Source organism: Solirubrobacter ginsenosidimutans (assembly GCF_027587205.1).
In genome coordinates this window covers 103,332-112,738 of sequence record NZ_JAPDOD010000030.1, presented here as the reverse complement: position 1 = coordinate 112,738, position 9,407 = coordinate 103,332, and the positions used below count along the sequence as shown (strand labels likewise).

7 protein-coding genes are annotated in these 9,407 nt (G+C 68.1%); all 7 read left to right on the top strand.

The window, feature by feature from the left end:
- Window positions 1–514: 514 nt before the first annotated feature.
- The 7 genes from OM076_RS46930 (at window position 515) to OM076_RS27740 (ending at window position 9,398) form a co-directional block, all read left to right on the top strand.
- Window positions 515–1,336 carry a ribonuclease HI family protein gene (locus OM076_RS46930; RefSeq protein ID WP_372518084.1) on the top strand — a complete coding sequence of 274 codons (822 nt, stop codon included), beginning with the start codon at window positions 515–517 and terminating at the stop codon, window positions 1,334–1,336.
- A gap of 59 nt (window positions 1,337–1,395) precedes the next feature.
- A complete protein-coding gene (locus OM076_RS27765) occupies window positions 1,396–1,941 on the top strand; it encodes a hypothetical protein (protein ID WP_270043372.1) in 546 nt (181 codons plus the stop codon).
- A 13-nt stretch (window positions 1,942–1,954) separates the two neighbouring features.
- Window positions 1,955–4,054: a beta-glucosidase family protein gene (locus OM076_RS27760; protein WP_270043371.1), complete on the top strand. Its 2,100-nt coding sequence runs from the start codon at window positions 1,955–1,957 to the stop codon at window positions 4,052–4,054.
- Window positions 4,055–4,197: 143 nt separating this feature from the next.
- Window positions 4,198–4,479 (top strand): helix-turn-helix domain-containing protein, encoded by a 282-nt coding sequence (locus tag OM076_RS27755; protein ID WP_270043370.1) that lies wholly within the window; start codon window positions 4,198–4,200, stop codon window positions 4,477–4,479.
- On the top strand, window positions 4,476–5,756 hold the full coding sequence (locus OM076_RS27750; RefSeq protein WP_270043369.1) for a type II toxin-antitoxin system HipA family toxin: 1,281 nt from the start codon (window positions 4,476–4,478) through the stop codon (window positions 5,754–5,756). The genes OM076_RS27755 and OM076_RS27750 overlap by 4 nt, the downstream gene beginning before the upstream one ends.
- Before the next feature lie 714 nt (window positions 5,757–6,470).
- The gene (locus tag OM076_RS27745; RefSeq protein ID WP_270043368.1) at window positions 6,471–6,854 is read left to right on the top strand and encodes a DUF1622 domain-containing protein; all 384 of its coding nucleotides are present in this window, start codon (window positions 6,471–6,473) and stop codon (window positions 6,852–6,854) included.
- Between the two features lie 168 nt (window positions 6,855–7,022).
- Window positions 7,023–9,398 (top strand): arylsulfatase, encoded by a 2,376-nt coding sequence (locus OM076_RS27740; protein ID WP_270043367.1) that lies wholly within the window; start codon window positions 7,023–7,025, stop codon window positions 9,396–9,398.
- The last annotated feature ends 9 nt before the right edge of the window (window positions 9,399–9,407 follow it).

Below are 9,407 nucleotides of genomic sequence, written 5' to 3'. Positions count from 1 at the left end.
CTAGCTTCGCGACAGGAACGCGAGGGTGCTCTGACGCGCGGCCGCCATTGCGAGCAGCCGCAATTCGCGCAAAGCGCTAGTGATGGTCTGCGGACCCGGCGACCTCCTCGTCCGAAGCGGACGCCCCGCGGGCAGTGTTTCGGACGCCCTCAGAAGTCCAATCTTGCGCATTCGCGCCGGAGGCTCGCGCTCGGTGGCGGCGTACGATGACCGCCGATGACCGGGCCGAGAAAATCTCGCCAGGCGCCCTGGCGCGAGTGGCCGCCCGCCGAGAAGGCCGCTCACCTCCTCGCTACGCGCGAGATCACCGACGGCGCGTGGACGTCGGAGCCGCGTCTGCCTCGCGAGAAGCGCTCGGACTTTGTGCGCCGCATCCTGCTCGGCGAGACGCCGGAATCCGAGCCGGAGACGCCGGAGTCCGAGCCCGAGACGCCCCGGGCCGAGCCGGAGACGCCTGAGGCCGAAGCCACAGAGCTGGCCGGCACGAAGCGCGGGTACTACCTTCTCAACGCTGATGGCGGCAACCGCGGGGACCCATTGGGGCCGCGCGGCGATTGGTGCGCTGTTGCGAACGCGCCGTTTGGAGACCGTGGCTCAGATCTCGAAGGCAATCGGCCCTGCCACCCACAACGTCGCGGAGTACCAAGCGTTGATCGAGGGATTGAAGCTCGCGCGCGGGTACGGGGTCCAGCAAATCCGGGTTTACATGGACTCTGAGATCGTGGTTGACCAAGTCAATGGTGTCTCGGCCGTGCGAAAAGCACATCTCGGTGAGCTACACAAACAGGCGCGAGGCCTCGTCGCTCAGTTCAAGAGCTTTCGCATCAGCTGGGTGCCCCGGGAGCTGAACGCCGAGGCAGACCGACTCGTGAACGCTGCTCTCGGCGCGCCGGGATGGCGTCCCAGCCGCCACCCACCAGCGCCGGACGAATCGCACGTCGCTTTCCATGCCAGGCAGCGGCGGCGCACTCGCGAGTCGGGCTGGCCACGCCGCTTGCGCTTTGCGCGTGATTGCGAGAGCCATCTCGTGCGGTCCCGGCGCCCCCGTTGCAATCGGTGTCGGGCAGCGACAGCCGCGGGCGCCAGAACACCCCTCCTCCGGCGGCCCCGACTTCCAGCGCGGAAGAATGCGAGAATGCTGACGGGGTCCATTCCGGGGTCCAAATTGAGGCCAACTCGGAGCAACCAAACGCCCCTAGGCACGGCGCAGCGCCGCGAAAACCAGCGGACAGCGTCGGAATCGCCTTGGCTGAGGGCCGGGTGGCCGCAGGTTCAAATCCTGTCTCCCCGACTAAAAAGTCCTGCAAATGACGTAGTTCGCGGAAGTGGTACATAGGCCTCACGGGATCCAAATGGACCCTCGGGGTCCAATTTGAGCCGATCGGACGAGAACTGGTGCGTGGCGCGAGGGCGGCGATTTTCGGTGTTTTGTTCGCATCCGGGCGATCGAGCGCGCTCGATCGCATCTGTGCGGTCATTCGACCAGGCTTAGTCGCGGGCGGCGAAGCCGGCTCGCTCCTCGTTTCGTGGGTGAGTGAGGCGTCTGGCGGCGAGGACGAGAGAGATCGACTCGGCCGAGAGGCCGAGCAGTTCGGCGACAGCAAGACCGCAAGCGAGTCGCGCCAGATCTCCAGGACGCCGCGCTCGGCGAGCGCGCCCGGCAGGCGGATGGGCTGCGAGCGCCGGTGCAGCCGCTCGCGACGGACCTTACGCGGCGCACGAGGGTTCACTCATCCGGCGCAGCCGCGCGATCGGAATCCGAAGATCGAGCGCGACTGCTGCGGCTCGGCCATCGTCCCGCGCACAGCGCAATGCACCCCGGGGCTGGTGGCGACCTATCAGCGGCTGGGTGAGACCGTCCCGCGCCTGATCGGCGCGCTCGATGCCGTCGCCGGGCAGTTCGACCCAGAGCGTCAGGCGAACCTCAGCGAACGGACCTAGGAGGGCATCTCTCATGTCACCCCGAGAGCGGGCCGAGCAGCTTGTCGAGGCAATGACGCTGGAGCAGAAGATCGCTCAGCTCCATGGCGCCATGGAGACGATCGACATCTATTCCGCCCTGGCTGAAACCGATCTCGAGGAGCTCACCGACCAGTTCCAGGTCGAGCGGCACGTGGCGGCGATCGAGGAGCTGGGGATCCCGCGCTTCCGGATCACCAACGGGCCGGTGGGAGTGGGTAGGGGTGACGGGATGCCGAGCCCGCGCGCGACGTCGTTGCCGATGACGATCGCCCTCGCCGCCGGCTTCGACGTCGAGCTGGCGCGCCGCTACGGGGACGTCATCGGCTCAGAGACGGCGACGCTGGGCCAACACGTCTTGGAGGGCCCCGGCGTGTGCCTGCATCGCACCACGATCGCCGGCCGCAACTTCGAGTACTTCTCCGAGGACCCGTACCTGTCCGGCTCGATGGGGGTCGCGGTGACCAGGGCCATCCAGGCGCACGACGTGATCGCGATGGGCAAGCATTACGTGGTCAACGACCAGGAGTACGAGCGGTTCCGGGTCGACATCGAGGTGGACGAGCACGTCCTGCGGGAGCTGTACCTGTTGCCGTTCGAGATGCTGGTCAAGGACGCCGGGGTCGCGGCGATCATGAGCGCCTACAACCGCGTGCGGGGCGTGTACGCGACCGAGTATCGGCACACGCTGACCGACATCCTGCGGACCGAGTGGGGCTTCGAGGGCTACGTGCAGTCTGACTTCTGGTCGTGCCGCTCGTGCGCGCCGGCAATCAACGCCGGCTTGGATCACGAGATGCCGGACGCCAAGTGGCTCAACGAGACGAACGTCAAGGCCGCGCTCCAGGACACGAGCCTCGAGATCGAGACCGTCGACAGAGCGCTCGTCCGTCGCTTCACCCAGATGTTCCGGTTCGGGCAGTTCGAGCGGCCGTATGCGCCTGGCGAGATCGACGCCCGCGCCCACGGCGCCGTATCCCGCGAGATCGGCTCCCAAATCGCCGTCCTGCTCAAGAACGACCGGGCCGTGCTGCCGCTTGACAAGGACGCCGGGGCGATCGCACTCATCGGTCAGTCCGCGTTCGTCGACGAGGCCTGCCTGGGTGGTGGCGGCTCGTCCAAGGTCGACCCCTTGTACACGGTGACCCCGCTGGACGGCATGCGCGACGTGCTGCGCGACCTCGAGTCCTCCGCGACCGTGACCAAGGTGACGGTCGCCGACGATCTCTCCAACCTCGACGACGCAAAGCGTGCGGCCGAGACGGCCGATGTCGTCGTGCTGATGGCCGGCCTGATCGCCACCGAGGGCGCCGATCAGCGCGACCCCAACATGCTCAACGACCAGAACCGGATGCTGGACGAGTTACTGGGCATCAACCCGGCCACGGTCGTGGTACTCAAGGACAGCAACCCGGTGCTGATGCCGTGGATCGACAAGGCCCCGGCGGTGCTGGAAGCCTGGAACCAGGGGGCCGAGGACGGACACGTCGTCGCCGATCTGCTGTTCGGCGTCGTGAACCCCTCGGGCAAGGTGCCGACGACCTACCCGAGGGTCGAGGACGACACCCTCTACGCCGGCCGGCCCGAGCGTTACCCGGGCACCGTCGAGGAAGCCGGCTACCCGGTGATCCGGTACTCCGAAGGGCTGGAGATGGGGTACCGCTGGTTTCAGGCGCAGGGCATCGAGCCGCTGTTCGGCTTCGGGTTCGGGCTCTCCTACACCACCTTCGAGATCGCCGACGTGTCGGTGAGTGCACCCGACGGCGCGAATGCCCCGGTGACCGTGACCGCGTCGGTGACCAACACGGGCCCCGTTTCCGGCGCGGAGGTGGTGCAGGTGTATCTCGGCGTGCCGGAGGCGGGTCAGCCCCCGAAGCGCCTCGTCGCCTTCCAGAAGGTCTTCGTGGAGCCGGGCGCGTCGGAGTCGGTGACGATCACCGTCGACCCCATGGCGACGAACCACCCCTTTGGCGTCTGGGACTACACCGCCCAGAGCTTCGTGACCAAGCCCGGGGAGTACACCATCTACATCGGCAACTCGGCCGACAACACGCCGCACACGACGCTGCTCATCGTCGCTGAACGAATCGGCTGACCGGCCATCTCCGGTCTGACGACGCACCGGCGTTCGAGTCGTGTCGACGTTCGTTGACACGATATGCATGTCGACGTACGCTGACGTGATGAATTTGTCGGCGTACGTTGACACATCCCTGATGTCGACGTACGGTTACACCGATGGCGACTCGCATTGGCTCGCTGCACGATCTCGCCGCCGCAGTCCGTGGGCGTCGCCAGGAGCTCGGGCTCAGCCAGGCGCAGCTTGCTGCGCGCGCGCACGTCTCGCGCGCGTGGGTCAACGCCTTCGAGTCAGGCAAGCCGGCGGCTGAGCTGCGCCTCGTCCTCGCCATCGTGGACGCGCTCGACCTTGAGCTTCAGATCGGCGACCGCGAGGACGGCCCGCCGCGCGGCGCAGCCGTCGACCTCGACGAGCTGCTGGACGATTACGAGCGTCCGTGAGCGAGCTGGCGGTGATCCTGGGCGACAGCGTCGCCGGAACGCTCACGCGCCTGCGCGGCGGCCGGCCGCGCTTCGACTATGAGGACGACTACGGTGCGGGAACGCCGTTGTCGTTGTCGATGCCGGTTCAGGTGCGTTCGCACGCGAGCGGTGTGGTGGTGCCGTGGCTGTGGGGCCTGTTGCCGGACAACGAGGCGGTGCTGCGGCGCTGGGCGCGCCAGTTTCACGCATCGGCCGCCTCGCCGCTCTCGATGCTGTCCACTCCGGTCGGCGAGGACTGCGCCGGCGCCGTGCGCTTTGCGAAGCCGGATGATCTCGACCGGGTGCTCGCGCGGTCGGGTGCTGTGACATGGCTGGACGAGCACGACGTCGCGGCACGCCTGCGCGAGCTCAAGGAGGACGCCACAGCCTGGCTGGGGAGGGACTTCACCGGGCAGTTCAGCCTCGCGGGCGCGCAGGCGAAGACGGCGCTGCTGCGGAGCGGCGGGCGCTGGGGCGTGCCGTCCGGGGCGACGCCGACGACGCACATCCTCAAGCCCGCCGTCGCCGGCCTCGACGACCATGGCCTCAACGAGCACCTGTGCCTGGACGCGGCCCGCCGAGCGGGCTTGATCGCGGCGCGCACGGCCGTCTCGCGCTTTCGGGATGAGACGGCCGTCGTTGTCACCCGCTATGACCGTGTCGAAAGAGATGGCGGCGTCGTGCGCGTCCATCAAGAGGATCTGTGCCAGGCGCTGTCGGTGTCGCCCGATCGCAAGTACGAGAACGAAGGCGGTCCGGGTGTCGAGAGGATCGCGGCCTTGTTCCGAGACGCGATGCCAGCGCGGGAAGCCGAGCTCGCCGTCCGCCGTTTCGCCGACGCGCTGATCTGGAACTGGTTGATCACCGGCACCAACGCGCACGCGAAGAACTACTCGCTGCTGCTCGCCGGCGACCAGGTGCGGCTAGCTCCGCTGTATGACATCGCGTCCGCGTTGCCGTACCCGGAGGCGCACGTGCGCCGGCTGCGGTTCGCCATGAAGCTCGGCGGCGACTATCCCGTCGAGCTGTGGCAGAACCCGTGGCCGCGCGTCGCCCGCGAGCTGCGAGTCGACGCCGAGGAACTTTCTGCGCGGGCCGACGATCTCGCGCAGCGAGCGCCCGACGCATTCGCTGACGCCGCTCGCGAGCCACAGGTGACCGCCCTCGCCCGCCCACTGCCCGCCACGCTCGCGGACCTGGTCGCAGACCGCGCCGGGCGCTGCCGCGAACGTCTGGCGCGAAGCGCCCGGTCGTAGTCGGCGCAGCTCGAGTGCGTCGTCCGAGCGGACCATCTCGCTGCTATCGCTCCTCGCGCATTGCAGCAGTAAGCGCGTACGCCTCCGGGACCGCTGGTTGTCGTCCGTTGCGACAGTGGATGCGGCCGGAGCCGGGGCTGGCGCATGCGCCTGAGGCTGTCGCATAAGCCCCACAGGCGATCCGCAGGCCCGTTTCGGCGCGACTGATTTCCCTCGACGCCGGCTCGCGGGCCGTTAGAACGGCCTCTGGCGCCTCGCCGATTTCGCCGACGACGCCGCGACCGACTTACTTACGCGACAGCGTGTCGGGCCGCCGGCGGTCGGCCGCCGCCCCTGAGGAGTGAAAATCGCAACTTGAGCAGGCGCCGCCCTCCCCAGGGCACTGGCACCGACCGCGGAGGGGGTTGGCTCCGCGTCGACCCGCGACAGCCGTGGAGACCGCTGCAGGCATTTTTCCACGCCGAGCCGTTGATTTACAAGCCAGCCTCGCCTCCAAACAGCAACTCGGCGACGAGGCTGCAGGGTGGTGGGACACATGCGCGCACGATGCTCGAGCGCGGGCGTGGTGAGAGACTGGGCCATGGCCACCAACACGCCCGTTCGTCCTGCCCTTACCAACTCGCAGCTCGCGGGGGTGATGAAACTGCCACACGCGGGAGTGCTGGCTGGCACGCGAGTCGGTGGGTGCGAGGGTGCGCCGACGGGGACCCTGCCGTGACGTTCGAGGAGAGGATCTCGGACGCCGTCAGGGTCGTCGAGGCCGTTGGCGCGGGAATCATGGTGTTCGGCGGACTTGGCTCGTTCGTCGCCTTCGTGCTGCGCGTCCGGCGCGCCGAGACGCGCAAGGAGGCCTATCCCGATCTGCGCCGTGACCTGGGCCGCTGCATCTTGCTGGGTCTGGAGGTGCTGATCGTCGCTGACATCGTCGAGACGATCATCGTCGATCCGACGTTCGAGAGCGTCGCCGTTCTCGGCGTCATCGTCGTGATCCGCACGTTCCTGAGCTTCTCGCTGGAAGTGGAGCTCGACGGTGCCTGGCCGTGGCGTCGGCGACAGGTGGAGTCCGGCGCGAGCTCTGAAGCGTCGGACGGCGCATAGCGGCCGGCACCAGCCTTCGGATACCCGGCCGTTCGCTGCGGTCGGCGACGCTGTCACCCGTTCGGGGTGATGCGGGCTGCCGCTGCATCGATGAGTGTTTGATGTGACCGCCGGGCCGTGCGCTGCCGCGCCGCCCGAAATCGTGGCGGTTCGTCAAAGGAGCTCGTGATGAGCGTGCCGTTTAGGGGCAAGATCAGCGTCGACATCCGCGACTCGGCGCAGGATTGGTCGCCGTTTGTGGCGCCGAAGGCGCCGGATGGGGCACCGAGCGTGATCTACGTGGTGCTCGATGATGTCGGGTTCGCGTCGATTGGGTGCTATGGGGGGCCGATCGAGACGCCGAACATCGACCGGATCGCCGGGTCGGGGGTGCGCTACACGCAGTGGCATACGACGGCGTTGTGCTCGCCGACGCGCTCGTGTCTGCTGACCGGGCGCAACCACACACGCAACGGCATGGCGTGCGTCACCGAGGCGGCGAGCGGGTTCCCGAACGCCAGCGGCGTGATCCCGCCCGAGAACGGCCAGATCCAGCAGATCCTGGGCGAGCGGGGCTGGAACACGTTCATGGTCGGCAAGTGGCATCTGTGCCCGGAGGCCGAGATGAACCTCGCCTCCACGCGGCGCAACTGGCCGACGGGGCGGGGCTTTGAGCGCTTCTATGGGTTCCTGGGCGGCGAGACGAACCAGTGGTTTCCCGAGCTGGTCTATGACGGGCACCCGGTCGATCCGCCGCGCTCTCCGGAGGAGGGCTATCACCTGACCGAGGATCTGACCGACAAGGCGCTGGAATTCATCCGCGACGCGAAGGTGCTGGCGCCCGAGAAGCCGTTCTTTTTGTACTACGCGCCGGGTGCCTGTCACGCGCCGCACCACGCGCCGAAGGAGTGGATCGACCGCTTCAAGGGGCGCTTCGACATGGGCTATGAGGCGATGCGCGAGCAGACGCTGGCGCGTCAGAAGGAGCTCGGGATGGTCCCACCGGACACCGAGCTCTCGCCGATCAACCCGATCGGCACGCCCGAGACCCGGACGGGTCCCAAGGGCGAGTCGTTCCCGGCGGTGGACTACACGCGGCCGTGGGACTCGCTCTCAGCGGACGAGCAGCGGCTGTTCTGCCGGATGGCGGAGGTCTACGCCGGCTTCCTAGGCCATGCCGACGAGCAGATCGGGCGGCTGCTGGACTACCTGGAGGAGAGTGGCCAGCGCGAGAACACGATGGTGATCGTGGTCTCCGACAACGGCGCCAGCGGCGAGGGTGGCCCGAACGGCTCGGTCAACGAGAACCTGTTCTTCAACGGGATTGCCGGCGACATCAACGAGAACCTGGCGATGCTCGACGAGCTGGGCGGCCCGGCGACCTTCAACCACTACCCGACCGGCTGGGCGATGGCGTTCAACACCCCGTTCAAAATGTGGAAGCGCTACGAGTTCGCCGGCGGCACGTCTGACGCGTGCATCATCTCCTGGCCGCAGGGCATCGAGGCGCACGGCGAGATCCGTGAGCAGTACCACCACGCCATCGACGTGGTCCCGACGATCCTCGACGTGCTCGGTATCGAGGCGCCCGAGACCATCGCGGGCCATGTCCAGAGCCGCTTCGACGGCGTCAGCATGCGCTACAGCTTCGACGCCGGAGCGCTGCCGGGCGCCCGTGAGACGCAGTTTTACTCGATGCTCGGCTCGCGCAGCATCTGGCACCAGGGCTGGACGGCGGTCACCACCCACCCGACGCTGAGCGGCTGGAGCAACTTCGCCCAGGACACGTGGGAGCTCTACCACACCGACGTCGACCGGTCCGAGATGCACAACCTCGCCGAGCAGGAGCCCGAGCGCCTGCAGGAGATGATCAACCTCTGGTACGCCGAGGCCGGCGCCAACGACGCGTTCCCGCTCGACGACCGTGCCCCGCTGGAGATCATCCTCGCGACGCGGCCGGTGCTCTCGGCGCCGCGCGACCGCTACGTCTACTTCCCCGGGCTGGCCGATGTGCCCGAGTCGCAGTCGGTCAACATCCGTAACCGGTCCTACGCAATCGGCGCGCGCGTCGACATCCCCGCACGCGGCGCCAACGGCGCGGCCGGCGCGAGCGGGGTGCTGTTCTCGCACGGCTCGCGCTTCGGCGGTCACGCCCTCTACGTCAAGGACAACCGGCTGCACTACGTCTACAGCTTTGTCGGCAGCCTCGAACAGAAGATCGTCGCCGACAGCGAATTGCCCACCGGCGAGAACCTGATCCTGTCCGCCGCCTTCGAGAAGGACGGCGAGGACGCGCCCGGCGTGGCGGTCGGCACGCTGTCGCTCTACCACGGCGAGACCAAGGTCGGCGAGGGTCGCATCAAGACCCAGCCGGGCAAGTTCTCGCTCGGCGGCGACGGCCTCTGCGTCGGGCGCGACAGCGGCGACCCCGTCACCACCGACTACCCCGGAGAAGCGCCCTGGGCGTTCAGCGGTGGCACGATCAACCGCGTCGCCGTCGACGTCAGCGGCCAGCCCTACGTCGATTTGGAGCGAGAAGCCGTCGCCATGATGGCGCGCGAGTAGCAGCACGCG